15 protein-coding genes are annotated in these 15,400 nt (G+C 74.6%); 4 read left to right on the forward strand and 11 right to left on the reverse strand.

Going from position 1 to position 15,400, the window contains the following annotated elements; all coding sequences use genetic code 11:
- Positions 1 to 112: 112 nt before the first annotated feature.
- The 6 genes from rosag_RS23955 to rosag_RS23980 all read right to left on the reverse strand — a co-directional run bounded on the left by rosag_RS23955 (position 113) and on the right by rosag_RS23980 (position 3,624).
- Positions 113 to 454, reverse strand: coding sequence for a hypothetical protein (locus rosag_RS23955; protein ID WP_284352716.1), 342 nt, complete (start codon positions 452 to 454; stop codon positions 113 to 115).
- Between the two features lie 131 nt (positions 455 to 585).
- On the reverse strand, positions 586 to 1,293 hold the full coding sequence (locus rosag_RS23960) for an MIP/aquaporin family protein (RefSeq protein ID WP_284352717.1): 708 nt from the start codon (positions 1,291 to 1,293) through the stop codon (positions 586 to 588).
- The gene (locus rosag_RS23965) at positions 1,290 to 1,787 is read right to left on the reverse strand and encodes an arsenate reductase ArsC (protein WP_284352718.1); all 498 of its coding nucleotides are present in this window, start codon (positions 1,785 to 1,787) and stop codon (positions 1,290 to 1,292) included. The genes rosag_RS23960 and rosag_RS23965 overlap by 4 nt, the downstream gene beginning before the upstream one ends.
- Positions 1,784 to 2,281 carry an arsenic resistance N-acetyltransferase ArsN2 gene (gene arsN2 / locus rosag_RS23970; RefSeq protein ID WP_284352719.1) on the reverse strand — a complete coding sequence of 166 codons (498 nt, stop codon included), beginning with the start codon at positions 2,279 to 2,281 and terminating at the stop codon, positions 1,784 to 1,786. Before arsN2 ends, rosag_RS23965 begins: the two co-directional genes overlap by 4 nt.
- On the reverse strand, positions 2,278 to 3,186 hold the full coding sequence (locus tag rosag_RS23975) for an arsenite methyltransferase (protein ID WP_284352720.1): 909 nt from the start codon (positions 3,184 to 3,186) through the stop codon (positions 2,278 to 2,280). The genes arsN2 and rosag_RS23975 overlap by 4 nt, the downstream gene beginning before the upstream one ends.
- Positions 3,187 to 3,270: 84 nt before the next feature.
- Positions 3,271 to 3,624 (reverse strand): ArsR/SmtB family transcription factor, encoded by a 354-nt coding sequence (locus rosag_RS23980; RefSeq protein ID WP_284352721.1) that lies wholly within the window; start codon positions 3,622 to 3,624, stop codon positions 3,271 to 3,273.
- Positions 3,625 to 3,701: 77 nt separating this feature from the next.
- Between rosag_RS23980 and rosag_RS23985 the strand changes: the two genes are divergently transcribed.
- On the forward strand, positions 3,702 to 4,829 hold the full coding sequence (locus tag rosag_RS23985) for a helix-turn-helix transcriptional regulator (protein ID WP_284352722.1): 1,128 nt from the start codon (positions 3,702 to 3,704) through the stop codon (positions 4,827 to 4,829).
- Between the two features lie 31 nt (positions 4,830 to 4,860).
- Entirely contained in the window at positions 4,861 to 5,274 is a 414-nt protein-coding gene (locus rosag_RS23990; protein ID WP_284352723.1) for a hypothetical protein, read from the forward strand.
- A 290-nt stretch (positions 5,275 to 5,564) separates the two neighbouring features.
- On the opposite strand, the gene rosag_RS23995 is transcribed toward rosag_RS23990, so the two are convergent.
- The 5 genes from rosag_RS23995 to rosag_RS24015 form a co-directional block, all read right to left on the reverse strand.
- Positions 5,565 to 5,981, reverse strand: a complete 417-nt coding sequence (locus rosag_RS23995; protein WP_284352724.1) for a VOC family protein — start codon at positions 5,979 to 5,981, stop codon at positions 5,565 to 5,567.
- A complete protein-coding gene (locus rosag_RS24000) occupies positions 5,982 to 7,262 on the reverse strand; it encodes an HAD-IA family hydrolase (RefSeq protein WP_284352725.1) in 1,281 nt (426 codons plus the stop codon). It lies immediately after the preceding gene.
- A gap of 155 nt (positions 7,263 to 7,417) precedes the next feature.
- A complete protein-coding gene (locus rosag_RS24005) occupies positions 7,418 to 8,491 on the reverse strand; it encodes a glycosyltransferase family 9 protein (RefSeq protein WP_284352726.1) in 1,074 nt (357 codons plus the stop codon).
- Positions 8,488 to 8,736, reverse strand: coding sequence for a hypothetical protein (locus tag rosag_RS24010; protein WP_284352727.1), 249 nt, complete (start codon positions 8,734 to 8,736; stop codon positions 8,488 to 8,490). The genes rosag_RS24005 and rosag_RS24010 overlap by 4 nt, the downstream gene beginning before the upstream one ends.
- 6 nt (positions 8,737 to 8,742) lie before the next feature.
- Positions 8,743 to 9,933: an SPFH domain-containing protein gene (locus rosag_RS24015; protein ID WP_284352728.1), complete on the reverse strand. Its 1,191-nt coding sequence runs from the start codon at positions 9,931 to 9,933 to the stop codon at positions 8,743 to 8,745.
- Between the two features lie 132 nt (positions 9,934 to 10,065).
- On the opposite strand from rosag_RS24015, the gene rosag_RS24020 reads away from it, so the two are divergent.
- Both rosag_RS24020 and rosag_RS24025 read left to right on the forward strand, forming a co-directional pair.
- Positions 10,066 to 13,410 (forward strand): serine/threonine-protein kinase, encoded by a 3,345-nt coding sequence (locus tag rosag_RS24020; RefSeq protein WP_284352729.1) that lies wholly within the window; start codon positions 10,066 to 10,068, stop codon positions 13,408 to 13,410.
- Positions 13,411 to 13,692: 282 nt separating this feature from the next.
- Positions 13,693 to 15,231, forward strand: a complete 1,539-nt coding sequence (locus tag rosag_RS24025; RefSeq protein WP_284352730.1) for an amidohydrolase family protein — start codon at positions 13,693 to 13,695, stop codon at positions 15,229 to 15,231.
- Positions 15,232 to 15,400: the final 169 nt, after the last annotated feature.

Consider the following 15,400-nt stretch of genomic DNA (forward strand, 5'->3'; position numbering starts at 1 on the left):
CGGGTGGCTCAAGCGCTGGCGGCGCGTGGCGACGCGGGCCGAGAAGCTCGCCGTCACCTACCGCGCCGCCATCTGCCTCGTCCTCGCCGCCCGCTACGCAACGCGGTACTTCTCAGACACTACCTAGGACGGTGTGCATCGTCCCCGGCAGGATCGCGAAGAGGTCCGGGCGGTCCGTGTCGAACGGCTCGTCCAGGATGCCATGCCCCACGTTCCAGATCGCGTAGAACTCCGCCGTGCGCGACGACGAGCCGGGGAACCGCAGCTCGCAGATGCGCCCGTTGTAGGCGGCCGGCTCCGTCAGGGTGCCGCGCGCGTCGGGCGCCCGCGCCGCCCCGGCCGCGGCCCGGAGCGGTGCGGCGCGCGGGCTCGCGTCGACCGCGAGCGGGTCGGTGCATGCCGCCATCCCCAGGAGCAGCGCCGGCGCGACGAGGATGGGCACGAGTCTGGACATGATGCCTCCGTGCTGAGCGGTGGGCGTGCCAGAGGAGCGTCCAACTCTCACGCCGCGGGGAATCGCGTCAAGCAAACGCGGCCAGCAAACGCGGCCAGCAAACGCGACCAGCGCGACGTTTCGACGCCGTGTCAGTCGATCGGCCCCTCGACGCCCAGCGCCGCACCGCGCGGCGACGTGGGATGTGCCCGCGTGTCGCGCAGCCAGTCGAACAGCCGTGCGGCGGCCAGCATGCCCGCGATCGGCGCGACCCAGTACAGCCAGTGCGCGGTGAACGTGCCCGAGGCCACCGCGGGCCCGAGCGAGCGTGCAGGGTTCATCGACGCGCCGGTGAGCGCGCCCTGGAGCGCGCACAGCCCCACCGTGCCGCCGACGGCGAACGGCGCCAGCGCGGGCGGCGTGCGCGCGTCGGTCGCGACGGCCGCGATCACGAGGAACAGCGCGAACGAGAACACGAGCTCGACGCCGAACGCGGTCGCGACGGGCACGTGTGGCACCGTCGCGCCCACCTGGGCGACGCGACCGAGCGCCGCGCGCAGCAGCAGCGCGCCGCCGGTCGCGCCGGCGCACTGCGCCAGCACGTAGGGCGGCACCTCGCGCGCGGGAAAGCGCCGCATCGACCAGAACGCGATGGTCACCGCGGGATTCAGGTGCGCGCCCGACACGTGGCCGAGCGCCGTCACGAGCGCCGTCACGACGATCGCGAACGTCGCGGCGATCCCCACGCTCCCCAGCGCGCCGCCCGTGATCGCGTCGGTCATCACCGATCCGGCGCCGAACGTCACCAGCAGCATCGTCCCTGCCGCTTCGGCGACCCAGCGCCTCGGGTCGCGCGTCACGTCGTCGATCCGACGGCATGGACCGCCTGCGCGCGCTCGCGCAGCGCGTCGGCATCCAGCGTCTCCAGCGGCAGCGCGAGCAGCGCGTCCACGCGCGCGGCCAGCGCCTCGTAGGTCGCGGCGAACGCGCGCCGCGCGTCGTCGGGCGTGGACGCGTCGGCCGGGTCGGGCAGCCCCCAGTGCACCTGCGCCCGCGCGTTCGGGAAGTACGGGCACGCGTCGCGCGCGTCGTCGCACACGGTCACCACGAGGTCGAAGCGCTCGCCCGCGAAGGCGTCCACGTGCTGCGGCGTGCGCCCCTCCCACGTGATGCCGTGCGCGGCCAGCACCTCGACCGCGTACGGGTTCACGCGCGCGACGGGCCGCGCGCCGGCGCTCGCCGCCTGCACGCGCCCCGCGCCGCGCGTCGCGAGCAGCGCCTCGGCGATCTGGCTGCGCGCCGAGTTGCCGGTGCAGAGCACGAGGACGCGGTACGGTGCACGGCCGTCGCTCACGCGGTCGCTCCCACGCTGCCGGTCGTGCCGCACGCGCGCGCCATCGCCACGGCCGACGCGGGGCACGCGCTGCGGAACTCCAGCGTGTCGGCGATCGCCGCGGGCACCGCCCCACGCTCGACGACCTCGAAGCCGAAGCGCGGGAAGTAGTGCTCGGCCGTCATCGTCAGCAGGTAGAGCGCGCGCAGCCCACGCGCGTCGGCCATGCACACCAGGCGCTTCACGAGCTCGCGGCCCACGCCGTGCGCGCGCCATGCGGGATGGATGGCCACGGAACGGAGCAGCGCGTCGTCGCCGCGCACCTCGAGGCCCGCGACGCCCACCAACGCGCCCCCCGCCTCAGCGAGCACGAAGTCGCCCGCATGCTCGGTGAAGATGTCGTCCAGCCCCGCGTCGGGGAGGGCGCTCGCCGCGAGCAGCTCGCGCACGGCGGCGAGGTCCGACGGCGTGGCGACGCGCAGCGCGGGCGTCGCCGTCGTGTCGTGCGTGATCATGGACAGCACTCCGGGCCGCAGCAGGACTTCGCGGCCGGTGCGGGCGCGACGGGCTTGGTCGCGCGCACGAACGCCGCCATGAACTTCCCGTCGATCTGCGCGATGCTCGCGTCCACGTCGAGCCCCGCCTCGCCGAGGAACGTGCGCGCGTCCTCGCTGCGATAGATGCGCGTCGGCTCGATGGACGGCGCGACGAAGCCGACGTCGGTCAGCAGGCGCAGGAACTCCGACTCCTCCAGCGCGCCCGCCACGCAGCCCACCCACAGCTCCATGCTGCGGCGCACCGCGGCCGGCGTCTCGCCGCGCACGACGACGTCGCTCACCGCGAAGCGGCCGCCCGGCTTCAGCACGCGGAACGCCTCCGCCAGCACGCGCCGCTTGTCGCCCGAGAGGTTGATGACGCAGTTGCTGATGATCACGTCCACCGACGCGTCGGGGAGCGGGATCGCCTCGATCTGCCCCTTCAGGAACTCGACGTTCGTGACGCCCGCCTCGGCCGCGTTGCGCCGCGCCAGCTCCAGCATGTCGTCGGTCATGTCGAGGCCGTACGCCTTTCCGGTGGCGCCCACGCGTCGCGCCGAGAGCAGCACGTCGATGCCGCCGCCGGAGCCGAGGTCGAGCACCACCTGGCCGGGCTCCAGCTGCGCGAGCGCGGTCGGGTTGCCGCAGCCGAGCGACGCCAGCACCGCGGCCGAGGGGAGCACCTCGCTCTCGCCGCTGACGTAGAGGTTCGACGTGATCGGATCGACGCTGCCGTTGAACGCCGCGCCGCCGCAGCAGGAGCTGACCGGGCCGCAGCCGCCCGACGGCTCGCTGGCCAGGATGCGGCGCGCGGCGGCGCCGTACTTCTCGCGCACGATCTCGGTGATCGTGGAGTCCGGGGTGCTGCCGGTCGCCGTCGACATGGGGCGCTCCTGGTCCGATTAAGAAATGTTGATGGATCGTCCGCGCCGGGTGGCGCGGGTCCTTCGGGATCGCTCAGGCGTGCGTCAGCCGCAGCAGCGGCCGAGGACGCGCAGCGGCGGGCGGGCGCCCGCCGGGCGGTCGTCGGCGAGGGCGCGCACCATCGCGTGCGCCTCGTCGAGGGCCCCGGGCACCGGCGCGTAGTACGACCAGCGGCCCTCCTTCCGGTCGGTCACCAGCCCCGCCGCCTTCAGCACCTTGAGGTGGAAGGAGAGGCGGGACTGCGCGGCGTCGAGCGCGTCCTGCAGGTCGCAGACGCACCGCTCGCCGTCGCGGAGCATGGCGAGGATGGCCAGCCGCGTCTCGTCGGAGAGCGCGTGGAAGAGCTCCGCGGCGCGCGCGAGGTCGGCGGTCGGTGTGGGGGAGGCAGCGGCGGTCACGGCGCGAGTATACAACAAAAAATGTTGATGCGCCAAGGGCGCTGGCCGGTCGGGGTCGACGGTGCTATCTCGCGGGCGTGGGCCTGCACCTGACTACCCGCGACGCCACGGCGCTCGCCAACCTCACGGCCGCGCTGCTGGCGCCGGCCGCGGGCGTCGAGCGGCTGGACGCGTGGTGGCGGGCGGCCGAGGTGCCGCTGCGGGCGCTCTTCCCGGGCGCGACGGTGATGTACTCGGTGCCGCACGGCGACCGGATGCTGCACCTGTCGGAGGGCGTGGACGCGGGCATGCGCCGCCAGATGGGCGAGATCGTCGGCATCGACCCGGCGACGGGCCTCACGCGCTCGCAGGATCCGGGGCTCGCCGCCTGGCACCGCGCGCGGCGCGCCGCGGACCTCACGCTCTGGAACGACGCCGTCAACGCGCGCCTGCTGCGCGAGATGGGGACGGACATCCGCCGGCTGCTGTGGTACAACGAGGGGCTGGTGCCCGCCGGGATGCGCACCTTCAGCGGGGCGACGAGCGAGCACCGGCGGGGCGAGGCGGTGCTGTGCGTGGGCTACGACGCGCGCCATCGCGCGCCGCGCGACGCGGAGGAGGAGCTGGAGCTGATGCGCGTCCTCATGCCGATGGTGCGCGCCAGCCACCACGCGTGGGTGACGTTCGGGGAGCGGCAGGAGGCGCTCCACGCGCAGCTGGACGCGATCCCGGACGCGCTGCTGGTCGTCGGGCCCGACGGGCGCACGCTGCACCGCAACACGGCGCTGGAGCGGCTCCTCGCCGCTGAGCCCGAGCGCGAGCGCGTGCTCGGCGCCCTGCACGCGATGGCGGCCGAGCTGCGCGCACCGCGCGGCGTGCTCGCGCTGGCCACGCCGGCGCGCACGATCACGACGGCGCTGGGACGCTACGCGCTGCGCGCCTCGCTCGCGCCGGCGGCGCTGTGGGGGCAGGAAGGCGTGGTGCAGCTGGCCGTCGAGCACGCGGAGACGCCCGCGGTCGCCGTGCTCGCCACGACGGGGGCGCACGGCCTCACGGCGCGCGAGGCGCAGGTCGCGCAGCTGCTGGCGCGCCGCGCCCGCGACCCCGAGATCGCGGCGGCGCTGGGGATCAGCGTGCACACCGCGCGGCACCACAGCGAGAAGGTGCTGCGCAAGCTGGGCGTCCGGCGGCGCACCGACGTCGCGGCGGTGCTCGCGGCGCCGTGACCCGTTCTGGTGCCCACGGGTAGGAATCGGCGTGTCCCGCTTCTCCTTCCTCGTCCGCCCGCCGCGCGGTATCGTGGCCGCCGTGCTGGCGACCTCGCTGCTCGGCTGCGACGACGGCCCATCCGGTCCCGACGGCGCGACGCGCCTGCGCGTGCGCAACGCGAGCACGGTCGAGCTGCAGAACCTGCTCGTCGTGCTCCCGACCGAGGAGCGCATCGCCGCCGTGTCGCTGGCCGCGGGCGGCACGACGGGCTACGTCGCGGTGCGCACGGCGTATCGCTACGCCTACGTCGAGGCGAGCGTGGCTGGTCGTCACATCGTGCTGCAGCCGATCGACTACGTCGGCGAGCAGCCGCTCGGCGCCGGATGCTTCACGTACGATCTCCGCGTGGATGCGGATCAGCGGTTCCTGAGCATCGCGGCGCGCACCGAGACGGGGTGCTGACGACGACGGCTCCGTGCTACGTGGCCTGCACCGATACGCCCGGCCCCTCCTCCCTCTGGGAGGGATGCGGATGCTGCGGATCGGAACGGATGCTCCGGATCTTCCCGCGCGGCGGCGACGTCCCGTGCGCCACACGGAGCGATCCGCATGATCCGTTCAGATCCGGAGCATCCGCGTCCCCCCAACAGGCCCACAGGTCCGCTGCGCCGACACGTCCCGAGCGGCCGTCCACGCAGCACGCAGCACGGAGCACGCAGCTCCAGGAGATCCGCAGGCCGCCGTCCGCAGCCCTAGTAGATCTCCCACAGCCCCGGCGTCGCCAGCTCCACCAGGTGCCCGTCGGGATCGCGCAGGTACAGGCACGTCGCGCCGCGCTCCGCGTGCACGCGGCCCTCGACCGCGACGCCGAGCGCGGCGAGGTGCGCCTCCCACGCCTCGAGCGCGTCGGCCGGGATCGCGAAGCAGACGTGCATGCGCCCGTGCGCGTCGTGCGGCGGCACCACGCCGCCCGGCACCGGGTTCGGCGCGTCCGACGCGCCCGTGCGGAAGAGCAGCAGCACCTGCCGCCCCGCGACGTCCAGCGCACGCATCCGGTCCGCTTCGGCCAGCAGCTCGCGCGCGCCGAGCAGCCGCTGGTAGAACGTGGACGCGCGCTCCAGTTCCGCGACGTAGAGTGCCGTCTCGAGCACGCCCGTGAGCGGCGGCATTCAGCCCTGCACGGCCGCTGCCGGTCCCTGCGCGTCGGCGGCGCCGCGCCGCGCGTCCATCGCCTCGCCCGTCGCGCGCGCGGCCTCCGCCGGATCGGCCGGCACGTTCCGCGTGCGCGCCAGCAGCTGCTCGACGTACGCGGCCTGCGGCTCGCCGCGATGTGCCTCCAGCCATCGCTCGAACAGGCGTCGGCTCTCGGCCGCCAGCACGCCGCCGACGATGCGCGGCATCTGGCTCTCGGGGCTCTCGGGCGGGCGCACGCGCGCGGTGCCGTTGTCGGCCGGCGCGTCGAGCGCGAAGACGATCGTGTCGACCGCGCTCTCCATCGCCGCGCCGGTGCACATCACGCACGGCTCCAGCGTGCTCACCATGAGCAGGTCGCGCGCGTCGAGCGGCACCCTCCCGGCGAGCGCGCGGAAGGCGAGGATCTCCGCGTGCGCGGTCTTGTCCTGCGTGCGGTTCATCGCGTTGTGCGCGCGCGCCAGCACCTGTCCGCCGCCGTCGGCGATCACGCAGCCGATCGGCGCCTCGCCCGCGCCCATCCCTTCCTGCGCCACCGCGAGCGCGTCGCGCATCAGCCGCTCCAGCACCTCGGACGTGAGACGCGCGCTGCCCGGCGACGCCACGCGCAGCGCGTCGTCCAGCTCCGCGTGCAGGTGCGCGACGTCGCGCCACGTGCGGCGCGCGCCCGCCGACACCAGCGCCCGTTCGTCGAAGCCGAGCCCGGACGAGAGCACGCCGAGCGTGATGACGCCCGCGCGCTTGGCGGAGAGCGCGTCGTACGGCGTGTCGCCGATCATCGCGCACTCGGCCGGCGAGACGCCCAGGCGCTCGACCGCCGCGATCACCGGATCGGGATACGGCTTCGAGTGCTCGACGTCGCTCTTGCCGACGACGACGTCCATCAGCGCGCGCAGGTCGTCGCCCGCGCTGGCGAACGTCGCGTCGAGGTGCTCGTTCCCCGACGACGTGGCGAGCGCCGTCCGGATGCCGCGCCGCCGCAATTCCTCGAGCAGCGCGCGCGCGCCGTCGAACACGCGCAGCTTCCGCTCCTTCGCGAGCCGCAGGTACTCCTCCTGCGACGCCGCGCGCAGCGCCTCGCCGTCCTTCGCCTCCGCCTCGGCCCCCAGCACGTCGGGGACGAGGTTGTCGCCGCCCTTGCCGATCTCCGGCCCGATGCGGTCGGCGTGCACCTTGTAGCCGTGGCGCGCGAACGCGCGCACCCAGGCGTCGACGTGGGCGGCGTTGGTGTCTACCAGCGTACCGTCTAGATCGAACAACAGGGCGCTCAACATCGGAGGACGGTGGGGCGGAGGACGGAACGGCGGAGGACGATGGAGCGTGAGACGGAACGGCGTGCTTCGCACTACCCGTTCCTTCGCGCTCGAACCGCACGGCGTCCGCCCTTGCGTTTCACGCCCTTCCGTCCTCCGCTTCACCGTCCTCCGCCGTTCGGCGATCGCGCCCGTCCGATGCGCTCGACGACCTGATCCACGGTGATGGTCTGCATCCGGTCATCCGCCGGCGGATCGAACCGCGACGGATCGGGCTCCGTCCCCGCCTCGGTGTACGCATCCACCCACAGCTCCTGCCACGCGCGGTACGGCCCGACGCGCCACGGGTTCGTGTGGCCGAACAGCCCGATCACCGGCACGCCCAGCGCGCGCGCGATGTGCAGCGGGCCCGTGTCGGGCGCGAGCACCAGCGCGCTGCGCTCCAGGATCCACGCCACGCGCCGCACGCCGTCGCCCATCGCCCACGTCACGGGCACCGTCGCGCGCTCCGCGACCTCGCGCGCGATCGCCGTCTCGCGCCCGCCCGGGCCGCCCACCAGCGCCACCTCGTAGCCGAAGTCGGCGTGCAGCGCGTCGGCCACGCGCGCCCACCGCTCGGCCGGCCAGTCCTTGCGCGCGTTCGCGGACGCGGGGACGATCGCCGCGATCGGGCGCCCGGTGCGCTCCGCCATCCACGCCGCCTGCGCGGCGCGCTCCGCGTCGCTGAAGGTGATGCGCCAGTCCTCGGGCGCGTGCGGCGCGTGGTGCGGCACGCCCAGGTGCGCGAGGAACTCCAGGAACATGTCCTGGGTGTGCGCGCGCGGGCGCGGCGGCACCATGTCGTTCGTCGCCAGCCAGATGCCGTCCTTCGCGCGGCCACGGTCGAAGCCGAGGCGGTGCCGCGCGCCGGAGAACAGCACCGGCCAGACGCTCTTGAAGTAGACGTTGAGGTTGATCGTGAGGTCGAACGGTCCGTCCGCGCGGCGCCGCGCGGCCAGCGCGGTGCGCAGCGCGCGCACGCCCGCCACGCCGTCGCGGCGGCGGTACTCGACCAGGTCGTCCACGCTCGGGTGGTGCGCCAGGATCGACGCCGGCATCGGCTCGGCGACCCACGTCAGGTGGCGCGCGTAGCCGCTGTCCTTCAGCGCGTTCGCGATCGGCAGCCCGTGCACCACGTCGCCGAGGCCCGTCAGCAGCACCAGGCAGACGCGGCGCCCCTCGGGACGGCCGCTCACCCGACGTACACCACGTCGCCGTCGGCGTCGATGCCCAGCTCCTGCGTCGTGCCGCACACGCCGCACACCAGCAGCGCGTGCCAGACCTCGCCCAGCGCCTCCTGGAGCGACGCCGTCGACGGCTTCACCACCACGCGGCGATACGTGTACTCCCTGCAGCGCACGCAGGCGTGCGCCCGCGCGATGCGCTCGGCGCGCTCGCGCGGGATCGTCGTCGGCTCGTCCGGCACGGGCTCCGTGGGCACGTCGGCTCAGCCCTGGCCCGCGTCGCCCGGACGCGGCACGCCCGAGTCGGTGGGTGACGCGCGCACCGGCTGCAGCTCCGAGCGCCCCACCGCCGGCAGCGGCGCCACGGTCGGCGGCGGGAAGTAGCCGCCGGCGCCGAGCGCGGGATGCGCGCCCGTCGCGCCCGTGGGGCCGAGGCGCGGCGTCGCGCGGTCGTCGCCCGCGGCGGGGCCCGGCGTCACCGGCCCGCCGGCGCCCAGCAGCTGCCGCAGCCCGCCGAGCGCGCCCATCACGCCGGCCGCCTCGCTCGGCAGGAAGATCGTCGAGCCCTTCCCCTGCGCGAGGCCGGGCAGCGCCTCCAGGTACTTCACGCTCAGCAGGTAGTTCGCGGCCTGGCCCTCGGGCAGCGACGCGGCGATGCGGCGGATCGCCTCCGACTCGGCCTCCGCCATCGCCAGGCGCGCCTCGGCCTGGCCCTGCGCGCGCAGCACCGCCGCCTCGCGCTCGCCCTCGGCGCGGCGCACCTGGCTCTCGCGCGCGCCCTCGGCCTCGAGGATCTGGGCGCGCTTGTGCGCCTCGGCGTTGGTGACGGCGGCGCGGCGCTCGCGCTCGGCCCGCATCACCAGCTCCATCGACTGCTGGATGTCGCGCGGCGGGTCGATCGACTGCAGCTCGACGCGCGTCACGTCCACGCCCCAGCTGATCGCCGCCTCCTCGATCACCTCGCGCATGCGGCGGTTGATCATGTCGCGGCTGGCGAGCGTCTGGTCGAGCTCCATCTCGCCGACGATGTTGCGCAGCGTCGTGCGCGTCAGCGTCTCCAGCGCGTACGGGAGGTTCTGCACCGCGTACGTCGCCTTCTGCGGGTCGGCCACGCGGTAGTAGAGGACCGCGTCGATGTCGATCGTGACGTTGTCCTTCGTGATCACCGGCTGGCTCGGGAAGTTCAGCACCTGCTCGCGCAGGTCGATCCGCGTCGTCGTGCGGGCGACCATCTTCTTCGCCCCGGCGAGGTCCGCCTCGAGGTAGCGCACGTCGATCGCGCGCGGCCGCTCGATGAGCGGGATGAGGATGTTGAGCCCCGAGGGCGCGATGCGGTGGAACCGCCCCAGCCGCTCGACCACCATGACCTCGGCCTGGCCCACGATCTTGAACGACGCGGCCGCCAGCGAGAGGAGGAGGGCGAGCAGGACGACGAGGATGACGAGACCGACCATGCGGACGTGCTCCGAAGGGGGTCCCGCAAGGTACGCGGCCGGCGGAGCGCCGGGCAACGCGGCGCGTGACGCTGTTGTGAGGGCTGCTGGGCCGCGCTGGCGCCGCTGCGGCGCGGCGGCCATCTTCGGCGCATGAGCAGCGGTTCCTCCGGCCCGCACGCGGGCGCACGACCGCCGTCCGACGAGCCTCGCCGCGAACCGCCCGACGAGACGCCCGACGGCTCGACGCCCGACCTGCTGGCCGACCTGCGCCGCGCCCTCGCCGGCCGCTTCGACGTCGAGCGGCTGCTCGGCGCCGGCGGCATGGGCAGCGTCTACTACGGACGCGACGTCACGCTCGACCGGCCGGTCGCGATCAAGGTCGTGAACCCCGACGTCGCGCTCGCGCCCACGGTGCGCGCGCGCTTCCTCGCCGAGGCGCGCACCGTGGCCCGGCTGCGCCATCCGCACATCGTCGCGGTGCACGCCGCCGGTGAGGCCGAGGGGACGCTGTACTTCGTGATGGAGTACGTGCCGGGCGAGAGCCTGCGCGACCGCCTCGCGCGCGACGGCCGCCACGACGACCGCGGCGCGCTGCTCCTGCTGCGCGACCTGGCGCGCGCGCTCGGCTACGCGCACGCGCAGGGGATCGTGCACCGCGACGTGAAGCCCGAGAACGTGCTGCTCGACCGCGACTCGGGGCGCGGCATGCTCACCGACTTCGGCGTCGCGCAGGCGCTGGCCGCGCAGGACGATGGCGACGGGCGCCTCACGGGGATGGGCATCGTCCTCGGCTCGCCGCGCTACATGAGCCCCGAGCAGGCCGCGGGCGAGCGGCAGCTCGACGGGCGCAGCGACGTCTACGCGCTCGGGCTCATCGCCTACGAGATGTTCGCCGGCGAGCCCGCGGTCACCGCGACCAGCGCGCCGACGATCCTCATGAAGCACCTCACCGAGAAGCCGGTGCCGATCGCCACGCGCAGCGCGCGCGTGACGCCGGCGCTGGCCGCGGTGATCGAGCGCGCGCTGGAGAAGGACCCCGCGCAGCGCTGGCCCACGGCCGACGCGATGGCCGACGCGCTCGAGGACGCGCTGGCGGCGTGGGACGGCGTGCCGCCGCCCGCGCGCCCGCTGGGCGGCGACGCGTGGCGCCCGGGCGCGACGACGGCGCCGGTGGCCGCCGCGTCGTCGGGCCGCCAGCGCGCGCTGCTCGCGGCCGGCGCGCTGGCGGTCGTCGCGGCGGCGGGCATCGCGGGGTGGTGGGTGCTGGGCCGCGGCGGCAGCGGTGGCGCGCCTCGTGGGGTGGATCCGCGCAAGTCGTACCTCGTCGCCCCCTTCGACGTGCAGAGCGGCGACCCGCAGCTCGGCTGGCTGCGCGAGGGGAGCGTCAGCATGCTCGCGCTCAACCTGGCGCAGTGGCGCGACCTGCAGGTGGTGGACTACGAGCGCGCGCTCGACCTGCTGCGCGACCTGGAGCTGGACGACGCGCGGCGGCTGACGCGCGAGGACGCGCTGCGGCTGGCGCGCCGCGCGGGCGTGTGGACCGCGGTCACGGGCGTCGTCACCGGCACCCCGGACTCGCTGTTCGTCGCGGCGACGGTGTGGGACGTCGCGTCGGGGCAGAGCATCGACAAGGCGCAGCGCGCCGCGCCGCGCAGCGCCGATCCGCGCGGGCTGTTCGACGCGCTCGCACGGGACCTGCTGGACCTCGCCCGCGCGCCGCAGACGACGGTCGCGCTGGCGCAGTCGACGACGTCGTCGCTGGAGGCGTACCGCGCGTACCTCGACGCGTCGCGCGCGCTCAACGCCTGGCAGCTGGGCCGCGCGGACTCGCTGTTCGAGCGCGCGACGACGCTCGACAGCACGTTCGCGCTCGCGCACTACCGCCGCGCGCTCACGCTCGGCTGGGGCGCGTCGGGGAGCGGCGACCAGCAGCAGGCCATCCGCGCCGCGCAGCGCCACGCCGCGCGCCTACCGCAGCGCGAGCGCGCGCTGGTGGACGCCTACGCCAGCTTCGCGGACGCGATGCGCGCGCAGCAGCGCGGCGACACGCTGACCGAGGGGCCCGCGTTCCTCGCGGCGCAGGAGCGCTACCGCGCGATCGTCGCGCGCGACTCCGGCGACGCGGAGGCGTGGTACGGGCTGGGCGACGCGCTCTGGCACCACCGGCCGGGCGGCTGGGCGAGCGCGACGGCGACGGTGAACTGGAGCGGCGCGCTGCGCGCGTTCAACCGCACGCTGGCGCTCGACTCGTCGTTCCACCTCGCGTACTCGCACAAGCTGGACATGTACCGCGCGGCGGCCGATCCGGCCTCGCCGGTGGTGCTGTCGGGCGACACGCTGCGCTATGTGGGGGGTGACGCCACGCGCCTCGCCGCCGACTCCGCGCTCCGTCCCGCACGGCGCCGCGCCGCCGAGCTGGCGGCCCGCGAGGCGCGCAGCTGGGCGGACAGCGACCCGGTGCCGCAGGCGTACCTCGCGCTGACGCGCGCCTACCTGAGCATCGGCCGCGTGGACACCGCGGTGATGGTGCTCGACACCGCGCTCGCGGCGCACCCGGAGCTGCGACAGGGGATCCTCCCGTTCCTGCGCGCGCAGGTGGTCGCGCGGCTGCGTCCCGAGGAGGGCGTGGTCGCGGTGCGCAACGCGCTGCGCCAGGCGACGCCCGAGGGGCTGCGGCGCGAGGGCGTGGCCGACGCGCTCCCCCTGGTGCTCGGCGCCGCGGGCATCAGCGCGATGGGCGGCTCGGCGCGCGACGCGGACGCGGTGGGCGCGCTGCTGGCGGCCGCGCGTCCGACGCTGCCGGGGCTCGGCGCGCCGAGCAAGCAGGTGATCGACTGGTGGACCACCGCCGCGCGGCTCGGCATGGGGATGCCGATCGGGTCGCAGCGCGCGCTGCTCGACAGCGGCATCGCGTTCGTGGACCGGCGTGCGGCGGAGATGGGGCCGGGGATGCCGCAGCAGTCGGCGCCGCTGCTCTACATCGCCTACCTGGCCTCGCGCGACCCGCGCTACGTGGCGACGCTGCGGCGCTGGCGCGGCGCGACCGCGCAGCCCTGGCCGGAGCTGGACGCGCTGGAGGCGCTCGCCGCCGGCGACAGCGCCCGCGCCCGCACGATCGCGCGCGGCTTCCCGTCGGCGGACTCGATCCGCGCGGCGACGGGCGGGATGAACCCGACGCGCTGGACGGCGCGCGCGCAGGTGCTGGCCGACCTCGGCGACGTGCGCGGCGCGGTGGCGATGTACGAGGTGCTCGACCCGCGCCGCTTCAGCGAGTTCGGGATGGTGGACCCGGGCTTCGCGCTCTACGCGCGCAGCTTCCTCGCGCGCGGCCGGCTGTACGAGGAGCTGAACGACCGCGCGAAGGCCGCCGCCGCCTACGAGCGCTTCCTCGCGCTGTGGAAGGACGCGGACCCCGCGTTCGAGGCGCAGCGCCGCGAGGCGCGCGCGGGGCTGGCGCGCGTGAGTGACGCGGGACGCGGAACCGAAGTGAAATAGGCTGCGTGCTGCGTGCTGCGTGGACGGACTCGGGACGCGTCGGTGCACCGGACCTGTTCGCCTATTGGGGAGGACGCGGATGCTCCGGATCGGAACGGATCATTCGGATCGCTCCGAGTGGCGCATGGCGCGTCGCTGCCACGGGGAGCGATTCGCGGCATCCGCTGCATCCGAACCATCCGCGTCCTCCCCAAAAGCCAAGAGAGGTCCGGCGCGATGGTGTAACCACGCAGCACGCAGCACGCAGCACGCAGCACCACGACGACCACTCAGCCCTGCGCCATGCGCCTCCTCCGTCACCTCGCGGTCGTCCTGACGCTCGCCACGTCCGTCGTGCACGCCCAGCCGGCCGCCGTGGGCGAGCCGCCCACGCCATCCATCGGGCAGCGTGTGGGACGGCTGCTGATCCGCGGCGCGCTCGTCATCGACGGCGCGGGCAACCCGACGCGCGGGCCGATGGACATCCTCGTGGAGGGCACGCGCATCGCCGCGATCCAGCCGTCCACCGACGTCGAGTTCAGCGGGAGCAGCGTCGGCACCGGGCGCATCCGCGGGCCGTTCGACCGCGTGATCGACGCGCGCGGGCTGTACGTGATGCCCGGCATCATCGACGTGCACGGGCACACGCAGTTCAGCCGCGCCGGCCAGCCGATGCCGAAGGACTACGTCTACAAGCTCTGGCTCGCGCACGGCATCACGACGGTGCGCGACCCGGGCTCGGGCGAGGGGATCGACACGATGGTGGCGCACGCGCGGCTGTCGGCCGAGAACCGCATCAACGCGCCGACGCTGATCCCGTACGCGACGCCGAGCGCCGACACGCCCGACGAGGCGCGGGCGTCGGTGCGCGCGCTGAAGGCGCGCGGCGCGCAGGGGCTCAAGGTCTTCATCGCGCGCCCCGACGTGTGGGACGCGCTCGCCGACGAGGCGCGGAAGCTCGGCCTGCCGATCGCGACCGACATGAAGATCCAGGAGTACGACGTGCTGGACGCGGCGCGCCTGGGCGTGCGGTCGCTGGAGCACTGGTACGGCATCCCGGACGCGGCGCTCCCGGGGCCGCAGGACTTCCCGGCCGGCTACAACTACGACGACGAGCGCGATCGCTTCCGCTGGGCGGGCGACCTGTGGCGGCAGGCCGACTCGTCGCGGCTGTCGGCGGTGCTCGACACGATGCGCGCGCACGGCATGACGTGGGACCCGACGTTCGCGGTCTACGAGGCGAACCGCGACCTGACGCGCGCCCGCGCGCTGCCGTGGTTCACCGAGTACGCGCTGCCGCAGGTGCTCGCCAACTTCGAGCCCGACCCGACGCGCCACGGCTCGTACCACGCCGACTGGACGACGGCCGACGAGGTGCGCTGGCGCGACAACTTCGCGATCTGGATGCGCTGGGTGCGCGAGTACGCGCGCCGCGGCGGCAACGTCACGGTGGGCAGCGACGCGGGCTTCATCTACCACCTGTACGGCTTCGGCACGGTGCGCGAGATGGAGCTGCACCAGGAGGCGGGCTTCCACCCGCTGGAGGTGATCCAGCACGCGACCTCCAACGGCGCGAAGGCGCTGGGCCTGAAGAGCACGGGCGTCGTGCGCCCGGGCTTCGACGCGGACCTCGCGATCGTCGACGGCAACCCGCTGCACAACCTGAAGGTGCTCTACGGCACCGGCGTCCTCACGGAGCGCGACGGGAAGCTGGTGCAGGCCGGCGGCGTGAAGTGGACGATCAAGCAGGGCATCGTCTTCGACGCCGAGGCGCTGCGGGCGGACGTGCGCGGGATGGTGCAGCGCGCGAAGGCCGTGGGGCGGACGGCCGGAACGCGATGAATCGAGACTGAAACGGCGTTTGCAAGGATGAAGATCGGACACGATCTGATAACGACGGATGGCTCCGCGTGGTGCGATCATCTTCGCACTCCATCGGAGCCATCCGCTCTTATCAGATCTTCTCGGACTTTCGTCCTTGCTGCCGTTGCCGTTCGGGTCCGGCGCCCCG

Source organism: Roseisolibacter agri (assembly GCF_030159095.1).
GTDB classification, from domain to species: domain Bacteria; phylum Gemmatimonadota; class Gemmatimonadetes; order Gemmatimonadales; family Gemmatimonadaceae; genus Roseisolibacter; species Roseisolibacter agri.